The organism is Pseudomonas sp. NUPR-002 (genome assembly GCF_056322725.1).
This window is the reverse complement of the sequence record NZ_CM150476.1, coordinates 5,356,605-5,372,618: the sequence shown is the minus strand read 5'-3', so window position 1 is coordinate 5,372,618 and position 16,014 is coordinate 5,356,605. Positions and strand designations below refer to the sequence as shown.

The following is a 16,014-nucleotide window of genomic DNA, read 5'->3' as shown; positions in this document are numbered from 1 at the left end:
TTCAGGCGTCCTTCTGCTTGGTGCCGAAAATCTTGTCGCCGGCATCGCCCAGGCCCGGAATGATGTAGCCGTGTTCGTTCAGGCGCTCGTCAATCGACGCGGTATAGATCTGCACGTCCGGGTGCGCTTTCTCGACCACGGCAATACCTTCCGGCGCGGCAACCAGTACCATCGCGCGGATATCTTTGCAGCCGGCTTTCTTCAGCAGGTCGATAGTGGCGACCATCGAGCCGCCAGTGGCCAGCATCGGGTCGATGATCAACGCCAGACGTTCGTCGATTTCCGGTGCGAGTTTTTCCAGGTAGGTATGGGCTTCGAGGGTTTCCTCGTTGCGGGCAACACCCACAGCACTGACCTTGGCGCCAGGAATCAGGCTGAGCACACCGTCGAGCATGCCGATGCCGGCACGCAGAATCGGTACTACAGTAATTTTCTTACCGGCGATTTTCTCGACCTGGACCTTACCGCACCAGCCTTCGATCTCGTAAGTTTCGAGGGGCAGGTCTTTGGTGGCCTCGTAGGTCAGGAGCGTGCCGACTTCTTGGGCGAGTTCGCGGAAATTCTTGGTGCTGATATCAGCGCGGCGCATCAGGCCGAGCTTATGACGGATCAGCGGATGGCGGATCTCACGGGTAGGCATAGGGAAAGCTCCGGGGGCGGGCAAAAAAACCGCGGTAGATTAATCTATTCAGCCGTGTGTGTCCTATAGGCATTCTGGACGTTAGTCCATAAATGCTTGATCTGACGCCTGCGGATGCGTACCTTTGCCCGCTTTTCTTATTTGCAGCCCCCTGGAGAGCGCCATGTCCGCTGATCTCGAGCATATCCGTCAAGTCATGCGAGAGGCTGACTGCCTGTACAACGAAGCCGAAGTAGAGGCCGCCATCGCCCGTGTTGGCGCCCAGATCAGCGAAGTACTCGCCGACAGCAACCCGGTGGTGTTCTGTGTGATGAACGGTGGCCTGATTTTCGCGGGCAAGCTGCTCACTCACCTGCAGTTCCCGCTGGAGTCTTCCTACCTGCACGCTACCCGCTATCGCAATCAGACCAGCGGTGGCGATTTGTTCTGGAAAGCCAAGCCGGAAGTTTCGTTCATCGACCGTGATGTGCTGATCATTGACGACATCCTCGACGAAGGCCACACCCTCAGCGCGATCATCGACTTCTGCAAACATGCCGGTGCCCGTGCCGTGCACACTGCCGTGCTGATCGACAAAGACCATGATCGCAAGGCCAGCGCAGAGCTCAAGGCCGACTTCTGTGGCCTGAGCTGTGTTGACCGCTATGTATTCGGCTATGGCATGGACTACAAGGGCTACTGGCGCAACGCCAATGGCATCTACGCGGTCAAAGGGCTCTAATCCTATGCGCCAGCCCGGATTTCTCGACCAAGCGTTGTTTACCGAGCTGGCCAGCAAGGCAGCAGCCAACCCGCGCGGTCGCCAGCACCATAATTTCCATGACATGCAGGAGCCCTGTCACCGTATGGCGGTGGGGCTCCAGCCATCAACTTACATCCCGCCGCACCGGCACCTCTCGGCAGACAAGGCCGAGTGCCTGATCGTGCTGCGCGGAAAGCTTGGGTTGCTGATCTTTGATGAGTCTGGTGCGGTTATGGACAAGCGCGTGCTGGAAGCCGGGGGTGATTGCCTGGGGGTCGATCTGGCGCCAGGGACTTTTCATGGCCTGGTGGTGCTGGAAGCCGACAGCATGATGTTCGAATGCAAGTCTGGTCCTTATCGTCCGGTGGGTGAGGGTGAGCTGGCCAGTTGGGCGCCGCGTGAAGGCGAGCCTGGGGTGGCCGCCTATCAAGCCTGGATGCGCGCGCAGTTCTAGCCGCCGGTGGGAGCGGGCTTGCCACGCGATTGCGGTTCGCCTGTGACACTGCATCGCGGGGCAAGCCCGCTCCTACAACGTGCTACAGTGCCAGGCCGCCTTAAGGAGCCTGTCATGCGCGCAATCGTTCCCCTTCTTCTGCTGTTGAGCATGCCTTTGGCTGCTGCGCCCTTGCACAGCCAGTTCCTGCCCCCCGATGACCTGGCGCTGCGCCAAGAGGCTCACGAGGCCCAGCAGCTGCTTCAGGTTACCGATTACTCCGTGGTGGTGGGCAATCAGCGTCAGTCCAACCAGCAGCCGATTCCGGTGACATCACCGTTGCTCCTGCGCCTGAAAGGCAAGCCTCTGAGCAAAGGGGCGACGATCAGTCAGGTGGTGATCAGTTTCGATGCCGAGAGCAAGAGCCTGAAAAAGCCGGTGTACGATGACAAGCGCAAGGTCCTGAGCCTGAACTATCCAAGCAGCCAATACCCGGTCATTCTCGACCTGCTACGCAATAACACCGTGTACGTACAGTTCCTCAGCTACGCCAATGGTCATGTCTGGGCCGATCTGCATACCGGAACCGTACGCGCGCGTTGAGCGCCAGTGCTGGGCGAGGGTAAACTGCCCGCCCGTGAAAATGTCCGTGATGGTTCAGTTGGAGTCGGCAATGCGTAAAGACAAGAAGCAAGTGATTGGGGATGAGATCAGTGACGAGTACGTCAAATCCTTCCTGCAGTTCGAACCGGCGGATGCCACTTCACCTTCGCTGCACAAGCTGATCAAGGCCTACCGTGGCCTGCGCATCGATGACTTCGAGCGTTTTGTCGGTTTCTTCGTCGAAGCCGGGCTGGACGTTGACGGCAAAGACGAACACGGCAAGACCTTCGTCGATCAGATTCGCGATCAGCGCAACGCGGCCGAGTACATCGAGATCATCGACAAGGCACGTGGCTGATTTACAGCACGCATAAAAAAACGCCCCGAAGGGCGTTTTTTTATGCCGGCGCGTTACGCGTAGTGCTGCGCCGGGCTGTTTTCGACCAGGCCCAGGACCTCGTCGTTGTGTGCGCTGATCTTGTGATACAGCGCAGCGTCGGCGGCCAGGACCTTTTCCCGGGCTGGGAAGATTTCCTTGAGCTTGGCTGCCCAGGCACCCTTGGTTTGCTCGGGGAAGCAGCGCTCGATCAGCTCAAGCATGATCGATACCGTCACCGAAGCACCCGGGGAGGCGCCCAACAGCGCAGCCAGTGTGCCGTCTTTGGCCGCTACCAGTTCGGTACCGAACTGCAGGATGCCGCCTTTTTTCGGGTCTTTCTTGATGATCTGCACACGCTGACCAGCCACTTCCAGGCGCCAGTCCTCGGCTTTCGCTTCAGGGTAGAAGCGGCGCAGCGAGTCCAGACGTTGCTCCATCGACTGCATCACTTCGCTGACCAGGTACTTGGTCAGGTCCATGTTGTCGCGGGCTACGGCGAGCATCGGGCCAATGTTGCCCATGCGTACCGACAGCGGCAGGTCCATGAACGAGCCGTGCTTGAGGAACTTGGTGGTGAAGCCGGCGTACGGGCCGAACAACAGCGAGGTTTTGCCATCGACAACGCGGGTGTCCAGGTGCGGCACCGACATCGGTGGCGAGCCTACCGCAGCCTGGCTGTACACCTTGGCCTGGTGCTTCTTCACCACTTCAGGGTTGTCGCAGCGCAGCCACTGGCCGCTGACCGGGAAGCCGCCAAAGCCTTTGCTTTCTTCGATGCCCGATTGCTGCAGCAGCGGCAGTGCCGCGCCACCGGCGCCGAGGAACACGAAGCGAGCGTCGACTTCACGGCTGCTGCCGCTGTTGACGTCTTTGATGCTGACGGTCCAGCCGCTGCCGTTACGGCGCAGGCCGGTCACGCGCTTGCAGTACTTGACCTGGACATCCGGCGCGCTGGCCAGGTGCTTGAGCAACTTGTTGGTCAAGGCGCCGAAGTTAACGTCGGTGCCTTTCATGACGCGGGTGGCGGCGATTGTCTGGTCGGCAGGGCGACCCGGCATCATCAGCGGCATCCACTCGTTCATCACCGATTTGTCTTCGGTGTATTCCATTTCGGCGAAGGCATGGTGCTGCTTGAGCAGCTCGAAGCGCTTCTTCAGGAAGCTGACGCCCTTTTCGCCTTCGACGTAGCTCAGGTGTGGCACCGGGTTGATGAACGCCCGTGGCGAGCTGAACGCACCTTTTTTGCTCAGGTAGGCCCAGAACTGCCGGGACACCTCGAACTGGGTGTTGATGTGGACCGCTTTCTTGATGTCGATGCTGCCGTCGGCGGCCTGCGGCGTGTAGTTCAGTTCACACAGCCCGGCATGGCCGGTCCCGGCGTTGTTCCACGGGTTGGAACTTTCCGCGGCACCCGAATCCATCAACTCGACGACTTCCAGCTTGATTGCCGGGTCGAGTTCCTTGAGCAGTACGGCCAGGGTGGCACTCATGATGCCTGCCCCTACCAGTACTACATCGACTGCTTCGTTCTGCGCCATTAACGCGTCTCCAAAATCTACAGCACCAAATTGACAGCATAGGATCCCTGGCTTGGCCAGGATCGCCATGTCCGATATTTCGCAGTTTTTGCAACTTCAGCGGACACCGCCAACCGGGCTTTGCGTTGCCTATGAACGCATTTTACGGCCGGTGCGGCAATTCGACTTATGGTCAAGGTGTCCGTCGTGCGTTATGGACCGGCCTCAGGCACTCATCCTGGATGAGCACTGTTGCCAGCTGTTCAGGGCTGTTCGGGACACTTTAGGTGCTTTTGCACATGCCAGACTGTTCATTGCTCGCCACACTCTCGTGAAGTTGTGAAAACCCGTTTTTTCACGCTCTTTTGGAGTCGTGAACCTCAAAATGGTCTGCGCGATGGCAGGCCGGGCAGGTTCAGGCAGAGCAGAGGGCCGCAATGGAGCAGGCACACTGGCTGGTGCAAGACCTGTGTGGAAGGCTCTCTGTGGGCGGTGCGGAGGATGCCGATGATGAACATTGGCGGTGCTGCGAGGCCCGATCAGGAGACGTCCTTATAATCGGGGGGAGATTATAACGATGTCTCGGGCAGAAATGATCTTTATTAACGACTTTTATTGATGCACGGTTCAGGCGGTCAGGCTGCGTTGTACCCAGTTGCGGCGGGGAAGGGGGCAAACCCGGGCGTTGGCAGGCAATGGGCGATTGAGCCAGGCCAGGCGAATTTCGTTGATTTCTACCCAATTGCCAGCACTCGGCAGCGTGGCGCATTGCTTGAACGCCAGGCAGTGCCCTTGGGCGTCGAGCCGGGCGAAGCTGCGCATTGGCTGGCGGGCGAACAGTGAAGTCCAGAAACCGGACATGATGTTTTCCTCTAGGCGTGTTCTGGGCGCCAGAATAATCGCCAGGTGATGAATCGATTGTGACAGCGAACCGACAGCACGTGCGTCTGTCTTATTCGTTAATGGCACAGCGATGGCTGGGCTACGCCCTGCTGGTTATACTGGCGGCCTTTGCTGCCTATTCTGGAGAGATGAGCATGTTGCAACGTTTGTTGTTCGGTTTGATCGCGGTGACCAGTCTGACCCTGGTCGGTTGTGCCCACAGCCCGCAACAACTCAGCCCGCAACCCAAACTCACCGCCCAGCTGGCGCCGGTCGGCCATGGTCAACCGGTGGTGGTCAAGGTGGTCGATGGCCGTGCTTCACAAACCCTGGGCACACGCGGTGGCCTGTACCCTGAAACCAGCGCTATCACTGTCACCAGCAACGACGTCTTGCCTAAGCTGCAGGCTCAGGCTGAGGCAGCGGTGCGCCTGCTGGGCTTCACGCCGTCGCCAAACGCCTACAACGCCCCTCAGCTGACCGTGACCCTGGCCGAACTGAAGTACCAGTCGCCTAAAGAAGGCATGTACGTGACCGAAGCCACTATCGGTGCGACCTTCAAGGCCGACGTCTCCAACGCCAACCGCCGTTACAGCGGCCGTTACGGCGCCTCGCTGGACCAGCGCTTTGGCATGGCGCCAAACCAGGAAACCAACACCAAGCTGGTGGGTGATGTACTGAGCGACGCCCTGACCCGTCTGTTCAAGGACCAGGCCATCGGCCAGATCCTCGGCGAGTAATTCTGGTGGGAGCGGGCTTGCCCCGCGATTGCGATCTGTCTGATATATCGCATCGCGGGACAAGCCCGCTCCTACATTTGGTCGAAAAGGTCAGGAGTTGCAGCGCTGCTTGGGTAGAATGCCCGCAGTTATGACTTCGAGGTTCTGTAATGTCGTTGCAAATGCTTTGGGGGCTGATCGCTGCCCATCCGGCCAAGCTGATCAACCTGTTGGCGCTGGTGATTACCTGCCCCGGTGGCCTGTTGTTGCACAGCGCCCGGCGGCGTGAAGCGCAAGCGCTGGCCGGGGCGCCAAGCGATGAAGCGGTGGTCGATGGTATGACCCAGCGTATCAACCGCTTTTACTACATTCTGGGCTTTGCCTTCCTGGCGCTGGCGCTGCTGTTGTCCTGGTTCAGTACCTGGGTTTGAATTGATTCGCGGGGCAAGCCCGCTCCCACTGTGGGAGCGGCGGTGCGGCGACCCGACTTGCCCCGCGATGTTTTAAAGCGCCAACCCCGCCTTGACCCGATACTGATTACGCACTGGCGTCGCATACTGCTGCACCAGGTATGGCCGCTGCTCAGCCGGGCAGGCATCCAGGCGACGTTGCCATTCTGCCTGGGCCCGGGCCAGTTCGTCGGCCGGGAACACCTTGGCCGCCGCTGGCACCTCCAGCGCCGGATCTGCATCAGCCCACTGCGCATACGCCAGGTAGTGCACCGGGAACAACCGGTAGCCCCCCAGAATTTGCCGATCGATCTCCGCTGCCAACTGTTTGGTGTCTTCAAAGAACGCCGTTACCGGTGGCGCGAAGTTGATGTGCACACGCCCCTTATAGCCAGTGATGCCCTGGGCGATGCTGATGTCGTCTTCACCGGGCGCTTTAGTGTAGCTGCCGGTGGTAGCGCGGATGTACAGCTCGCGCGCCTTGGCCTGATCGCAGGGGTCGTACTCATAGCTGATCGACACCGGGCTCAGGTGCAGAGACTGAATCACCGCACCGAAGGGCTCATCCTTACGGCTCATATGGAACATCTTCAGGATTGCCGAATCGGTGCGATCGTCGCCATCCTTGGCGCGGCCTTCAGCCTGGGCAATCCAGATCGACTGACCGTCGTTGCGGATCGAATGGTTGATATAGGCCGAAAGCAATTGGTAAGCCGCCAACTTCTCGCGGCGGCCGCTGATCGAGCGGTGGACGATGAAGCTCTTGTTCAAGCGCATCATGTCGCTGACGAACGGCTTTTGCAGCAGGTTGTCGCCGATGGCGATCCGCGGCGTCGGCAGGCCGGCGTGGTACACCGCGTAGTTGACGAACGCAGGGTCCATGACGATGTCACGGTGGTTGGCCAGAAACAGGTAGGCGGTGCCGGACTTGAGCTGCTCGACGCCGGTGTAGGTCACGCCGTCGGTGGCTCGCTCAATGGTATGGTCAACGTAATACTCGACTTTGTCCTGCAGGGTCGACACGCAGCTGACACCCGCAAACTCTTTGCGCAGGCGACGGGCGATCAAGGGCTTTAGCAGCCAACCGAAAGCACCGGCCATGCGCGGGAAGCGGAAGTGGGTGAGGATATCGAGGAATGCCGGGTCGCTGAGCAGGCGTGCCAGAACGGCAGGGACCTCAGCGTCGTCGTACGGTCGGATGGCATCGAATTCGCCCATCATGCTCTCTTGTTGGAAACGGCTAGGGTAATAGGTAGGGCCGGGTTTCGAAAAACGGCTCGAACACGCTCAGGTCCGGTAAATAGACCGGCAATTATACGCATAAGTCACTGCGGAGGCCGCGATGCTGGAAACTGCGTTCTACGATTGCCCTTATTGTGGTGAAGAAGTCGAGACCACGGTGGACCTCTCTGGCGGTGATCAGGAATACATCGAGGACTGCCAGGTCTGCTGCAAACCCATCAGGTTTGTGCTGCAGGTGCACGGAGAAGAGTGGATGCTCGACGTTTACGGTGAGAATGACTGATGCAGCGAATCTATGAGCCGGAAAGCCTGCTGGAGGCCGAAATGCTGATCGGCATGCTCGACAGTGAAGGTATTCAGGTTCACCTGGTTGGCCGTGACCTGATGGGGGCGATGGGCGACTTGCCGATGCAGGGCCTGCTGGGGCTGGCGGTTGCCGATGAACAGGCCGAGTACGCACGCCAGCTGATCGCCGCGTACAATGCAGCCCAGCCATTGGCTGGCGACGAACCGGAGCACATTCCGGGCACCCTGATTTGCTAGGTTTTTATCTCCCATGTGTGGACGTTACGCGCTGTTTCGCTGGTCTCCGGCCTTTGCTGCACTGCCGGGGTTTCCACCCGACCAACAGGCTCAATGGAATATTTCCCCGGGTGCCTCTGTACTGATCCAGCGTCAGCTTGAGCAGGGCCAGATGACTTTGGCGCGCGCCCGCTGGGGATTGACCCCGGCCTGGCTGACGGACTTGTCGCGCACACCCGCCCATGCCCGCGCCGAGACCCTGGCCGAACAACCGATGTTTCGTGAGGCATTGCGCCTGCGTCGCTGCCTGATGCCGGCCAACGGCTTTTACGAGTGGCGAGGCAACGTGCGCAAACGGCCTTACTGGCTGACCCCGGGAGAAGGTTCGTCGTTGTTCTTTGCGGCAATCTGGGAAGCGTACCCGGTGCAGGATCAGGTCTGGCTGAGTACGGCAGTGGTTACCCAGGCGGCAATGGACCAGCGTCGGCCGTTGATTCTCAATGCCGCAGGGCAGGCGGCCTGGCTGGACCCTGAGACACCGATGGCGCGCCTGCATGAGCTGCTGGCCAGCAGCCAGGCGACGTTGCGCGAGCGGGTGCTGGCCAACTTCGTCAATGACCCCAAACTCAATGGGCCGGAGTGTTTGACGCCGGCTTGAATGCATCGCGGGGCAAGCCCGCTCCCACCGGCTCCGCGATGATTACACCCTGAACTGATTGATCAGGCGCCGCTGTTGCTCGGCCAGCTTGGTCAGTTCGGCACTGGCGTTACTCGACTCATCAGCCCCACCGGCCACCTCGTTGGCCACCTGACCAATGTTGATGACATTGCGGTTGATGTCTTCGGCGACGGCGCTTTGCTCTTCCGCTGCGCTGGCAATCTGGGTGTTCATGTCATTGATCACCGACACCGCCTGAGTGATGCTTTCCAGCGCCTCGGCAGCGCGTGCGGCCTGCTGCACGCTGTCATCGGTCTTGCCCTGGCTGTCTTCCATGACCCGCACGACATCGCGGGTGCCCTGCTGCAGTTGCTGAATCATCTGCTGAATTTCTTCGGTCGCTTGCTGGGTTTTCTGCGCCAGGTTGCGCACTTCGTCGGCCACCACGGCAAAGCCGCGGCCTTGTTCACCCGCGCGTGCGGCTTCGATCGCGGCGTTGAGTGCCAGCAGGTTGGTTTGCTCGGCAATGGCGCGAATGGCGATCAGAATCGCGTTGATGTTCTCGCTGTCGCGGGCGAGGTTCTGCACCACGCCCACGGCGCGGCCAATTTCTTCGGCCAGGGCGCTGATCGAGTGCGAAGTACTGCGCACGATCTGCAGGCCCTGATGGGCGGCCTGATCGGCATTGCTGGCGGCCTGAGCGGCATGGGTGGCGTTGCGCGCAACGTCTTGCGCAGTGGCGGTCATTTCATGCACCGCAGTGGCCACCAGGTCGATTTCGGCCATTTGCTTGTGCACGCCCTGGTTGGTGCGGATCGCGATGTCGGCGGTGTGCTCCGAGGAGTCACTGACTTTCTGCACTGAGGCCACCACCTGGCTGATCATCGCCTGCAGCTTGGCCAGGAAGGTGTTGAAGCCTTTGGCGATCGAGCCCAGTTCATCGGCACGGTCGCTGCTCAGGCGCCGAGTCAGGTCACCTTCGCCCTGAGCGATGTCATCGAGCATGGCCACCATCTGGCGCAGCGGCCGGGCAATGCCGTGGGCCAGCAGCCAGATCACCAGCAGGCCGAGGGCGGCGATGGCCAGGCCCATCAGGGTCATGCCGGTGAGGTCGGTGCTGCGTTGCGCACTGAGTTCGTTCTGCAACTGGTTGACGTCGGCCATCACGGCGCTCAGTGGCAACTCCAGCAGCAGGGTCCAGCGGGCATCGGTATTGCCGATTTTGAACGGCAGATACAGCTCGATGCGTCCGGCGTCGTTGTTCACCTGATAACGCAGGTTCTCGCCTTTGAGCTGGCTGAGGGTGGTTGCGACGCCGCCATCAAGTACATCGCTGGCCTTTTCGCCGAACTTGCTCGGGTCTTTGGTAAAGGCAACCAGGCGACCGTTGCCGGACACCAGTGCCAGTTCACCGGCGCCCTCATACAGTTGCTGGTCGGCGGTGTTGAGCAGTTCCTGGATGAAGTTCACCGACAAGTCGGCACCGGCGATCCCCTGGAACTGGCCGTCGATCAGGATCGGTTCGACGAAGGAGGCGAGCATCACCACCTTGTCGCCTACCTTGTAAGGTGCGGGGTCGATGACACAGGCCTTCTTCGACTCGCGTGGGCACAGGTAGTACTCGCTGGCACGTACACCGGTGGCGAGGATGGTTTGATCGTTGACGTCGGCAAGCTTGTCCAGGCCAAGGCTGCCGTCATCATTGCGAAACCACCAGGGCAGGAAACGCCCAGTGGTGCTGTCGATACCGGTGATGGAGGTCCCTATGAAGCGGCTGTCCTCATGGTCCAGCGCGTTGGCTTCCCAGCCCAGGTAAGTGCCGAGGATCAGCGGGTTGGTCACGGCGGTCTGCTTGAGCAGCGCGATCAGTTGTTCACGTTCGATTTTCAGCAGCGGACTGCCGTTGGCGTCCTGCATGCCCAGCATTGCGTTGCTGGTGGCCAGTCCGCGGGCGATCAGTAGAGGCGCTTCCAGGCCGCGCTGGATTTCACTGACCTGGGTCCGGGCCAGGGCGCTCAGGCGCTGTTCGATCACCGCCTCGAACTGTTGCTGGGTGCGGGTCTGCACCAGCTCCTGAGTGCGCTGGCCGGAATACACGGCGTAGAGCACCAGGGCGGCAACTATACTCAAGACAATAGCGCCAGCCAGGGCCGCAACGGAAAACTGGATCGACCTGAACTTCATGAAGGACTCCAACCACAATAAAAGGCGTCTGCCTTGCGTTATCGGCGCGGGCGCGACAAAGCATGAGCGCCGTCTGGAGAAATCTTCGTTCAGGGTGTAGCGGGCTCACTCGAGTCGGCCTAGGATACGCGGCATGTTCGAATGGAGTGTTTTCATGCGTAAGTTACTAGTTGTCAGCGCCCTGAGTGCCAGCGTACTGCTCGCCGGATGCCAGGCCGTGAACACCACCAGCGGCGGTGCCGTGGGTGTCGAGCGTAAGCAATATATGTTCAGCATGCTGTCGACCGATGAGGTCAACCAGATGTATGCCCAGTCGTATCAGCAAACCGTGGGCGAAGCGTCGAGCAAAGGCGTGCTCGACAAGACCAGTGCTGATGCCAAGCGGATTCGCGTGATTGCGGACCGGCTGATTGCCCAGGCGCCGCAGTTCCGTCCGGATGCCGCGCAGTGGAACTGGGAGGTCAACCTGATCAAGAGCGACGAGCTCAACGCCAACTGTGGCCCTGGCGGCAAGATCTTTTTCTACACCGGGCTGATCGACAAGCTCAAGCTGACTGATGACGAGATCGCTGCGGTCATGGGCCATGAAATCGCCCACGCCCTGCGTGAGCACGGTCGTGAAGCGATGTCCAAGGCTTATGGTATCGAGATGGCCCGTCAGGGCGCCGGTGCCTTGTTGGGCCTGGGCCAGGACAGCATGGCCCTGGCTGACACCGTGGTGCAGTACGGCATGACCTTGCCCAACAGCCGCGCCAACGAGAACGAAGCCGACTTGATTGGCCTGGAGCTGGCCGCGCGTGCCGGCTACAACCCGAACGCGGCGATCACCCTGTGGGACAAAATGGCGGCCGCATCCGGTGGTTCGCAGCCAGAGTTCATGAGCACGCACCCGGCCTCTGACAGCCGTCAGGCTTCGTTGCGGGCGGCGATTCCGAAAGTCATGCCGCTGTACGAAAACGCCAAAAAGTAACCCTGTGTAGGAGCGGGCTTGCCCCGCGATAGCGATGTGACTGACACAGCGCTATCGCGGGGCAAGCCCGCTCCTACAAACTGCATTCAGCCTATCCAGCCGCTGACTTGCATGGCCGAATAAACAGCCACAGCCGCCAGTACGAAGAACGCCGCCGAAGCCAGGCGACGAATCAGGGTCAGCGGCAGTTTCTCGGCGGCGAAGTTGCCCGCCAATACCACCGGCACGTTGGCAATCAACATGCCCAGGGTGGTGCCGATAATTACCATGATCAAATGCGGGTACTGGGCTGCCAGCATCACCGTTGCGACTTGGGTCTTGTCGCCGATCTCGGCAATGAAAAATGCTATCAGCGTCGTCAGGAACGGGCCAAAGCGCCGTGCCGTGCTGGCCTCGTCATCGTCCATTTTGTCCGGGATCAGTGTCCACAGGGCCGTGGCAGCAAAGCTTGCAGCCAGGATCCAGTGCAGGGTAGCTGCAGAGAAGAAGGTACTGACCCAGGCACCCACAGCACCAGCGGCAGCATGGTTGGCCAGGGTCGCGGCGATGATGCCGGCAATGATTGGCCAAGGCTTGCGAAAGCGGGCGGCGAGAATGAGCGCGAGCAATTGGGTCTTGTCGCCAATTTCGGCGAGGGCGACGATTGCGGTCGGGACGAGTAATGATTCCAGCATCAGGATTCCTACGGGGGCGGGTCGACACGGCTATGACACGTACTACCTTCCCGCCCCGGGTAAGGTGTGCGTGTCATAGGTCTTGTCAAACCCTGGGTCCGTCTGTGCGGACCGTGGGTCGCACGCGCCATGGTCTGTGGACCAAGTATGTTGACGCGTACCGGGCGAGCTGGGTGCTCGCGGGAGACTACTCCCCTAGGACGGAGCGGATTCTGCCTAGGCAAATCCGTTTCGGCAAGCCCTGATTTTAACCGCGTGTTGCCTGGTAGATCTTGAAGCCTTGGCCTTCGGCACGTACCGCACAGTTGCCCAGGGCGCTTTCGATCAGCGGTTGGTAGCGCAGGAAGCTGTTGGCAACCAAGCGAAGTTCGCCGCCTTTTTTCAGATGATCGGCCGATTTTTTCAGCAGATTCTCCGACGCCTGGTAGTTGGTGTGCACGCCGGTATGGAACGGCGGGTTGCTCAGGATCACTTCCAGGCCACGCGGTGCCGCATCGATGCCGTCGCCGCAGATGACTTCGCCTTGCAGACCATTGGCTGCCAGGGTCAAACGGCTGCTGGCCACGGCAAAGGCGTCCACATCCAGCAGGGTGACCTGGCTTTGCGGGTAGCGTCGTTTGATGGTCGCGCCCAGTACGCCGGCACCACAACCGAAGTCGAGGACATGACCGACAGGCAGTTGCTCAAGGTGTTCGAGCAGCAGGGCGGTGCCACGGTCGAGGCGGCCATGACTGAACACACCCGGCAAGCTGACGATCTGCAGTGGGCCATCGGCCAATGGCAGTTCAAAGCGCTCGGCCAGGCTTTCCAGTGGTTTGGCTTGTGGCGCGTGCTCTACGGTGACTTGCCACAGCTGACAATGGCGCGCGCTGTCGAGTTTGCGCGGCTTGCCAAAGGCATGCAGTTGTTTTGCCGCGCCTTCGATGCCACCGCGTTTCTCGCCGACCAGGTACAGCTCACGCCCGGCCAGTCGCGAAGCCAGGGCATTGAGCAGGTAATTGGCCAGGTCGCGGGATTTGGGCAGAAACAGTACCGCTGCGTCGAAATCTTCGACGGGTGCCTCTACGCCGAAGTGGCTGCGGCCGGCAAAGCGCGCATCGAGTGCTGCCTGATCGCCGGCATGCCAGCTCCAGCCACGGGCTGTTGGCAGCTTGCCAAGCAGGTCATCGGCAGGCAGGCCGGCAAGTAACAGCGAGCCCTGGAAAAGCTCGGCCTGACGAAGCAACACTTCACTGCGCGGGTCCATGGGGGCGGCTCCTGAAAAAGTGGCGCAGTTTATCAGAGCCAGGTGTGCCTTAGCCGACCTGTCTGCGCGGGCTGCCGGCAAAAAACGCTTCGGCGTTTTCACTCAGCTGTTCGACGATGCGCTGGCGCGACTCCACCGCGCCCCAGGCGCTGTGGGGGGTGACGATCAGGCGTGGGATGTCACCCGCCAGCAACGGGTTGCCCTGCACCGGTGGTTCGACACTTAGCACGTCGGTGGCGGCACCGCCCAGATGGCCGGCGCGCAGGCAGTCGGCCAGCGCTTGCTCGTCGATCAAACCACCACGGGCGGTGTTGATGACAAAAGCGCCCGGCTTGAGCCGGGCCAGTTCTTTGGCGCCGATCAGATTACGGGTGTGTTCGTTGAGCGGGCAGTGCAGGGTCAGGGCATCCACTTGCGGCAGCAGTTTATCCAGCGACAAGCGGTCTTCGCGCGGCGGGCGTCCGGGCAATTGCCCCAGCAGCACGCGCATGCCAAAGGCTTCAGCCAGGCGCGCAACCGCGCCGCCCAGTTCGCCATGACCGAGCATGCCGAGGGTCTTGCCCTCCAGTTCGACGATCGGGAAATCCAGCAGGCAAAACTGCTTGGCCCGTGCCCATTGTCCTTTGGCTACGGCCTGCTGATAGTCCGGCAGGCGTGTGGCCAGCGCCAGCAGCAAGGCCAGAGTGTGTTGGGCGACCGACGGCGTGCCGTAGCCCTGGCAGTTGCTGACCACAATGCCTTGGGCGCGGGCCGCTTGCAGGTCGACGTTGTTGGTGCCGGTGGCCGCCACCAGAATCAACTTCAGGCCGGGGCAGGCGGCGAGGGTGCTGGCGTCGATCATCACCTTGTTGCTGATGGCCACGGTCGCACCCAGCAAGCGTTCAGTGACTTGCTCCGGCGCGGTGGCCGAATACAGCTGCAGCTCATCGAAGCAGCCGCGCAGGCGATCGAGGCTGAGATCGCCCAGGTCCAGAGAGTGATGATCGAGGAAAACGGCGCGGCGAAGGGTGGACATGGAGGCTCCAGTGGATGACGGTCGGGCTCAGGTCGGATAGGTAAAACAATCGTAACGGCTTTGCTCCAGGCTGGCCTCGAAAGCCAGCAGGTTCTGCTGTTGCTGCTGCAGGTCGGCGATCTGCGCCAGCAGTTGTGCTTTTTTGCTGGCAATGGCCTGCTTTATGCGCGCCAGCGGCAAGTCACCGGGGCCGTTCTCGCTGACCATTGCCTGCATCTGCTTGAGGCTGAAGCCAAGCTTCTGTGCGCACTTGATCAGGTGCAGCAGCGCCACGCTCTGTTCATCATAGATGCGATAGTTGCCCTGGCGCCTGGGCGCAGGCAACAGGCCGATGTGCTCGTAGTGGCGTATGCATTTGATCGTCACTCCGGACAACTGCGCGGCTTTGCCGATATACATCGAACGTCCTTTTACCTGGCGCTGGCCAACGTGCGTGCCCGGCGTAACCAGGTATCGCGTTGCGCTGCACTTGAGCTGATGATGGGGCCAAACGTTAACGTCTTTTGAGGCCTGATTCCACAAAACCCCAAGGTGGTTCGGCGCATCTGGTGCAGGCCCGGCATACGGTACACCCAGCGGTAATACCAGGGCGGGGTGTCCATGCACACCAGCAGGTCGGCGCTGCGGCCTTTGAGCAGTTGTTCGGGGAAGGGCGAGTGGCTGCGATACTTGAAGGCAAACCCAGGCAGCAGCACGCGGTCGAGAAAACCTTTCAACAGTGCTGGAATGCCACCCCACCAGATCGGGAATACAAACACCAGGTGTTCGGCCCATTGGATCAGGCCCTGGGCGTGCAGCAGATCGGGCTCCAGCACTTGTTCCGGTTGATAGCCATTGCGCAATACCGGGTCAAAATTCAACGCCCCCAGTTCAAGCACCTGGACATCCTGGCCGCGGGCGCGTGCAGTGGCGACGTAAGTGCTGGCCAGGGCGGCGCAAAAGCTCTGGTTTGAGGGGTGGCCGAGGATGACCAGTACGCGAGTGTTCATGGCAGGCAGCTCAATTAGGTGAAGTGCGCAGCTTAGAGATTGCCCTTAAGGGGAGAGTCAAGCGGAAGGGGCGGGCTTGACCCGCGCTCGCGGTTCGTCAGGCACATCGCAATCGCGGGGCAAGCCCGCTCCTACCGGAGGGTGGGTGAT

20 protein-coding genes, 1 pseudogene and 1 riboswitch are annotated in these 16,014 nt (G+C 60.7%); of the genes and pseudogenes, 10 read left to right on the top strand and 11 right to left on the bottom strand.

Going from position 1 to position 16,014, the window contains the following annotated elements:
• Position 1 precedes the first annotated feature (1 nt).
• Entirely contained in the window at positions 2-640 is a 639-nt protein-coding gene (gene upp / locus ACVWSC_RS24825; protein WP_403044306.1) for a uracil phosphoribosyltransferase, read from the bottom strand.
• 163 nt (positions 641-803) lie between these two features.
• Here upp and ACVWSC_RS24820 point away from each other — a divergent pair, with 163 nt between their 5' ends.
• The 4 genes from ACVWSC_RS24820 to ACVWSC_RS24805 all read left to right on the top strand — a co-directional run bounded on the left by ACVWSC_RS24820 (position 804) and on the right by ACVWSC_RS24805 (position 2,776).
• Complete coding sequence (locus ACVWSC_RS24820; RefSeq protein WP_442109739.1) at positions 804-1,361, top strand: hypoxanthine-guanine phosphoribosyltransferase; 558 nt, start codon at positions 804-806, stop codon at positions 1,359-1,361.
• 4 nt (positions 1,362-1,365) lie between these two features.
• The gene (locus ACVWSC_RS24815) at positions 1,366-1,836 is read left to right on the top strand and encodes a WbuC family cupin fold metalloprotein (RefSeq protein ID WP_442109737.1); all 471 of its coding nucleotides are present in this window, start codon (positions 1,366-1,368) and stop codon (positions 1,834-1,836) included.
• 114 nt (positions 1,837-1,950) lie between these two features.
• A complete protein-coding gene (locus tag ACVWSC_RS24810; protein ID WP_442109735.1) occupies positions 1,951-2,418 on the top strand; it encodes a hypothetical protein in 468 nt (155 codons plus the stop codon).
• A gap of 70 nt (positions 2,419-2,488) precedes the next feature.
• A complete protein-coding gene (locus ACVWSC_RS24805; protein WP_133212031.1) occupies positions 2,489-2,776 on the top strand; it encodes a PA4642 family protein in 288 nt (95 codons plus the stop codon).
• Positions 2,777-2,829: 53 nt separating this feature from the next.
• Here ACVWSC_RS24805 and mqo read toward each other — a convergent pair whose 3' ends face one another.
• Positions 2,830-4,335: a malate dehydrogenase (quinone) gene (gene mqo, locus ACVWSC_RS24800; protein WP_442109733.1), complete on the bottom strand. Its 1,506-nt coding sequence runs from the start codon at positions 4,333-4,335 to the stop codon at positions 2,830-2,832.
• Positions 4,336-4,941: 606 nt separating this feature from the next.
• The gene (locus tag ACVWSC_RS24795; RefSeq protein WP_442109731.1) at positions 4,942-5,175 is read right to left on the bottom strand and encodes a hypothetical protein; all 234 of its coding nucleotides are present in this window, start codon (positions 5,173-5,175) and stop codon (positions 4,942-4,944) included.
• 176 nt (positions 5,176-5,351) lie between these two features.
• Between ACVWSC_RS24795 and ACVWSC_RS24790 the strand changes: the two genes are divergently transcribed.
• Together ACVWSC_RS24790 and ACVWSC_RS24785 are read left to right on the top strand one after the other, a co-directional pair.
• Complete coding sequence (locus tag ACVWSC_RS24790; RefSeq protein ID WP_442109729.1) at positions 5,352-5,936, top strand: YajG family lipoprotein; 585 nt, start codon at positions 5,352-5,354, stop codon at positions 5,934-5,936.
• A gap of 149 nt (positions 5,937-6,085) precedes the next feature.
• On the top strand, positions 6,086-6,346 hold the full coding sequence (locus ACVWSC_RS24785) for a hypothetical protein (protein WP_133212023.1): 261 nt from the start codon (positions 6,086-6,088) through the stop codon (positions 6,344-6,346).
• A 72-nt stretch (positions 6,347-6,418) separates the two neighbouring features.
• On the opposite strand, the gene ACVWSC_RS24780 is transcribed toward ACVWSC_RS24785, so the two are convergent.
• Positions 6,419-7,585 carry a 1-acyl-sn-glycerol-3-phosphate acyltransferase gene (locus ACVWSC_RS24780; protein WP_442109726.1) on the bottom strand — a complete coding sequence of 389 codons (1,167 nt, stop codon included), beginning with the start codon at positions 7,583-7,585 and terminating at the stop codon, positions 6,419-6,421.
• A gap of 121 nt (positions 7,586-7,706) precedes the next feature.
• On the opposite strand from ACVWSC_RS24780, the gene ACVWSC_RS24775 reads away from it, so the two are divergent.
• Genes ACVWSC_RS24775 through ACVWSC_RS24765 form a run of 3 tightly spaced genes read left to right on the top strand, consistent with a single transcriptional unit; the run spans position 7,707 to position 8,786 of the window.
• The gene (locus ACVWSC_RS24775; RefSeq protein WP_134064296.1) at positions 7,707-7,889 is read left to right on the top strand and encodes a CPXCG motif-containing cysteine-rich protein; all 183 of its coding nucleotides are present in this window, start codon (positions 7,707-7,709) and stop codon (positions 7,887-7,889) included.
• Positions 7,889-8,149, top strand: coding sequence for a putative signal transducing protein (locus tag ACVWSC_RS24770; protein ID WP_442109724.1), 261 nt, complete (start codon positions 7,889-7,891; stop codon positions 8,147-8,149). The genes ACVWSC_RS24775 and ACVWSC_RS24770 overlap by 1 nt, the downstream gene beginning before the upstream one ends.
• 13 nt (positions 8,150-8,162) lie before the next feature.
• Positions 8,163-8,786: an SOS response-associated peptidase gene (locus ACVWSC_RS24765; RefSeq protein WP_442109722.1), complete on the top strand. Its 624-nt coding sequence runs from the start codon at positions 8,163-8,165 to the stop codon at positions 8,784-8,786.
• A gap of 42 nt (positions 8,787-8,828) precedes the next feature.
• Here ACVWSC_RS24765 and ACVWSC_RS24760 read toward each other — a convergent pair whose 3' ends face one another.
• A complete protein-coding gene (locus ACVWSC_RS24760; RefSeq protein ID WP_442114368.1) occupies positions 8,829-9,572 on the bottom strand; it encodes a methyl-accepting chemotaxis protein in 744 nt (247 codons plus the stop codon).
• 111 nt (positions 9,573-9,683) lie between these two features.
• Positions 9,684-9,878 (bottom strand): annotated as a pseudogene (locus ACVWSC_RS24755) (HAMP domain-containing protein); the annotation flags it as partial.
• Positions 9,879-11,124: 1,246 nt separating this feature from the next.
• Here ACVWSC_RS24755 and ACVWSC_RS24750 point away from each other — a divergent pair.
• Positions 11,125-11,940 carry a M48 family metallopeptidase gene (locus ACVWSC_RS24750; protein WP_442109720.1) on the top strand — a complete coding sequence of 272 codons (816 nt, stop codon included), beginning with the start codon at positions 11,125-11,127 and terminating at the stop codon, positions 11,938-11,940.
• An 86-nt stretch (positions 11,941-12,026) separates the two neighbouring features.
• Here the strand turns inward: ACVWSC_RS24750 and ACVWSC_RS24745 are convergent, their stop codons facing one another.
• The 5 genes from ACVWSC_RS24745 to ACVWSC_RS24725 all read right to left on the bottom strand — a co-directional run bounded on the left by ACVWSC_RS24745 (position 12,027) and on the right by ACVWSC_RS24725 (position 15,864).
• Entirely contained in the window at positions 12,027-12,614 is a 588-nt protein-coding gene (locus ACVWSC_RS24745) for a TMEM165/GDT1 family protein (protein ID WP_010225776.1), read from the bottom strand.
• A gap of 87 nt (positions 12,615-12,701) precedes the next feature.
• Positions 12,702-12,823, bottom strand: a riboswitch (yybP-ykoY riboswitch).
• 38 nt (positions 12,824-12,861) lie between these two features.
• Positions 12,862-13,860: a methyltransferase gene (locus tag ACVWSC_RS24740; RefSeq protein WP_442109718.1), complete on the bottom strand. Its 999-nt coding sequence runs from the start codon at positions 13,858-13,860 to the stop codon at positions 12,862-12,864.
• Positions 13,861-13,909: 49 nt separating this feature from the next.
• Positions 13,910-14,875, bottom strand: a complete 966-nt coding sequence (locus tag ACVWSC_RS24735) for a 2-hydroxyacid dehydrogenase (protein WP_442109716.1) — start codon at positions 14,873-14,875, stop codon at positions 13,910-13,912.
• Between the two features lie 27 nt (positions 14,876-14,902).
• Positions 14,903-15,274: a MerR family transcriptional regulator gene (locus ACVWSC_RS24730; protein WP_442109714.1), complete on the bottom strand. Its 372-nt coding sequence runs from the start codon at positions 15,272-15,274 to the stop codon at positions 14,903-14,905.
• An 11-nt stretch (positions 15,275-15,285) separates the two neighbouring features.
• Positions 15,286-15,864 carry an NAD(P)H-dependent oxidoreductase gene (locus tag ACVWSC_RS24725; protein ID WP_442109712.1) on the bottom strand — a complete coding sequence of 193 codons (579 nt, stop codon included), beginning with the start codon at positions 15,862-15,864 and terminating at the stop codon, positions 15,286-15,288.
• Positions 15,865-16,014 lie beyond the last annotated feature (150 nt).

Bases quoted from the DNA above. Each gene is read 5' to 3' on its own strand.
- upp (WP_403044306.1), bottom strand. From the start codon at position 640: ATGCCTACCCGTGAGATCCGCCATCCGCTGATCCGTCATAAGCTCGGC.
- ACVWSC_RS24820 (WP_442109739.1), top strand. From the start codon at position 804: ATGTCCGCTGATCTCGAGCATATCCGTCAAGTCATGCGAGAGGCTGAC.
- ACVWSC_RS24815 (WP_442109737.1), top strand. From the start codon at position 1,366: ATGCGCCAGCCCGGATTTCTCGACCAAGCGTTGTTTACCGAGCTGGCC.
- ACVWSC_RS24810 (WP_442109735.1), top strand. From the start codon at position 1,951: ATGCGCGCAATCGTTCCCCTTCTTCTGCTGTTGAGCATGCCTTTGGCT.
- ACVWSC_RS24805 (WP_133212031.1), top strand. From the start codon at position 2,489: ATGCGTAAAGACAAGAAGCAAGTGATTGGGGATGAGATCAGTGACGAG.
- mqo (WP_442109733.1), bottom strand. From the start codon at position 4,335: ATGGCGCAGAACGAAGCAGTCGATGTAGTACTGGTAGGGGCAGGCATC.
- ACVWSC_RS24795 (WP_442109731.1), bottom strand. From the start codon at position 5,175: ATGTCCGGTTTCTGGACTTCACTGTTCGCCCGCCAGCCAATGCGCAGC.
- ACVWSC_RS24790 (WP_442109729.1), top strand. From the start codon at position 5,352: ATGTTGCAACGTTTGTTGTTCGGTTTGATCGCGGTGACCAGTCTGACC.
- ACVWSC_RS24785 (WP_133212023.1), top strand. From the start codon at position 6,086: ATGTCGTTGCAAATGCTTTGGGGGCTGATCGCTGCCCATCCGGCCAAG.
- ACVWSC_RS24780 (WP_442109726.1), bottom strand. From the start codon at position 7,585: ATGATGGGCGAATTCGATGCCATCCGACCGTACGACGACGCTGAGGTC.
- ACVWSC_RS24775 (WP_134064296.1), top strand. From the start codon at position 7,707: ATGCTGGAAACTGCGTTCTACGATTGCCCTTATTGTGGTGAAGAAGTC.
- ACVWSC_RS24770 (WP_442109724.1), top strand. From the start codon at position 7,889: ATGCAGCGAATCTATGAGCCGGAAAGCCTGCTGGAGGCCGAAATGCTG.
- ACVWSC_RS24765 (WP_442109722.1), top strand. From the start codon at position 8,163: ATGTGTGGACGTTACGCGCTGTTTCGCTGGTCTCCGGCCTTTGCTGCA.
- ACVWSC_RS24760 (WP_442114368.1), bottom strand. From the start codon at position 9,572: ATGGCCGAAATCGACCTGGTGGCCACTGCGGTGCATGAAATGACCGCC.
- ACVWSC_RS24750 (WP_442109720.1), top strand. From the start codon at position 11,125: ATGCGTAAGTTACTAGTTGTCAGCGCCCTGAGTGCCAGCGTACTGCTC.
- ACVWSC_RS24745 (WP_010225776.1), bottom strand. From the start codon at position 12,614: ATGCTGGAATCATTACTCGTCCCGACCGCAATCGTCGCCCTCGCCGAA.
- ACVWSC_RS24740 (WP_442109718.1), bottom strand. From the start codon at position 13,860: ATGGACCCGCGCAGTGAAGTGTTGCTTCGTCAGGCCGAGCTTTTCCAG.
- ACVWSC_RS24735 (WP_442109716.1), bottom strand. From the start codon at position 14,875: ATGTCCACCCTTCGCCGCGCCGTTTTCCTCGATCATCACTCTCTGGAC.
- ACVWSC_RS24730 (WP_442109714.1), bottom strand. From the start codon at position 15,274: ATGTATATCGGCAAAGCCGCGCAGTTGTCCGGAGTGACGATCAAATGC.
- ACVWSC_RS24725 (WP_442109712.1), bottom strand. From the start codon at position 15,864: ATGAACACTCGCGTACTGGTCATCCTCGGCCACCCCTCAAACCAGAGC.